Genomic DNA, 1,636 nt, shown 5'->3' on the forward strand with positions numbered 1-1,636 from the left:
CATCCACGCCCAACTCACGGGCGGCTAAACCAGTCCGCCTCTACAGCACCTCAGGATTCAGAGAACACCATGGCCCATCTGCACACCCATTTTGCCGGCATCCACAGCCCCAACCCGTTCTGGCTGGCCTCGGCGCCGCCGACCGACAAAGCCTATAACGTCAACCGCGCCTTCGAGGCCGGTTGGGGCGGCGTGGTCTGGAAGACGCTGGGCGAGGCCGGGCCCCCCGTCGTCAACGTCAACGGCCCACGCTATGGCGCCCTGCTCACGCCGGACCGGCGGCTGATGGGCTTCAACAACATCGAACTCATCACCGACCGCGACCTGGCGCTGAACCTGAAAGAGATCACCCAGGTCAAGCGCGACTGGCCGGACCGCGCCATGGTGGTGTCCTTGATGGTGCCTTGCGTGGAAGCGTCCTGGAAGGCTATCTTGGCGCGCGTGAACGACAGCGGCGCCGACGGCATCGAACTCAACTTCGGCTGCCCGCACGGCATGAGCGAGCGCGGCATGGGCGCAGCGGTCGGCCAGGTGCCCGAGTACATCGAGATGGTGACGGCCTGGTGCAAGCAGTACAGCAAACTGCCGGTGATCGTGAAGCTGACGCCCAACATCACCGATGTGCGCCTGCCCGCGCGCGCCGCTAAAAAAGGCGGCGCCGACGCCGTGTCGCTCATCAACACCATCAACTCCATCATGGGCGTGGACCCGGCCACGTTGACCATGACACCTTCCACGGCTGGCCGGGGCTCGCACGGCGGCTATTGCGGCCCGGCCGTGAAGCCGATTGCGCTGAACATGGTGGCCGAGATTGCGCGCGATCCGCTCACGGCCGGTCTGCCGATTTCGGGCATTGGGGGAGTAAGCAACTGGCGCGATGCGCTGGACTTCATTGCCCTGGGCGCCGGCAACGTGCAGGTCTGCACCGCCGCCATGGTCTATGGCTTCAAAATCGTGCAGGAAATGAGCGATGGCCTGTCCAACTACATGGACGAGATGGGCTTCACCTCGCTGGACGATATTCGCGGCAAGGCCTTGCCCACGGTATCCGACTGGCGCTACCTCAACCTCAACCATATCTCCAAGGCGGTCATCAAGCAGGACGCCTGCATCCAGTGCGGGCGCTGCCACATTGCCTGCGAAGACACCTCGCACCAGGCCATCACCGCCATGCAGGACGGCCGCCGCCACTTCTCAGTGCGCGAAGACGAATGCGTCGGCTGCAACCTGTGCGTGCTGGTGTGCCCGGTGCCGGCGTGCATCACGCTGCGCGAGCTGTTGCCCGGTGAAAAAGACTTGCGCACCGGGCGCCTTGTGAGCGATAAACACGCTGACTGGACGACGCACGCCAACAACCCCATGCGCGCCGCCAAACCGGCCTAGGGTTTAAGTTAAATATGGCTCTAGCCCCCGTATTCATTGCGTAAGCAGCTATTTATTTAGGAGCATTCATGAGCACACTCTTGATTCGCGGCGGCACGGTGGTGAATGCGGACCGCGCGTTCCCAGCCGATGTGATGTGCCAGGACGGCCGCATCATCGGCGTCGGCGACACGCTGGCCGCGCCCGCCAGTGCCACGATCGTGGACGCCGGTGGCCAGTATGTGATGCCGGGCGGCATCGACCCGCACACCCA

Annotated in this window: 1 protein-coding gene and 1 pseudogene; both read left to right on the forward strand. The window is 64.1% G+C overall.

Annotation, left to right across the window (positions count from 1 at the left end; all coding sequences use genetic code 11):
* Positions 1–69 precede the first annotated feature (69 nt).
* On the forward strand, positions 70–1,383 hold the full coding sequence (gene preA, locus B3V69_RS07215; protein ID WP_296445151.1) for an NAD-dependent dihydropyrimidine dehydrogenase subunit PreA: 1,314 nt from the start codon (positions 70–72) through the stop codon (positions 1,381–1,383).
* Positions 1,384–1,451: 68 nt separating this feature from the next.
* Positions 1,452–1,636, forward strand: a pseudogene (locus B3V69_RS07220) (dihydropyrimidinase); the annotation flags it as partial.

Origin of the sequence: Rhodoferax sp. UBA5149 (assembly GCF_002413825.1) — a bacterium.
Taxonomy (GTDB): domain Bacteria; phylum Pseudomonadota; class Gammaproteobacteria; order Burkholderiales; family Burkholderiaceae_C; genus Rhodoferax.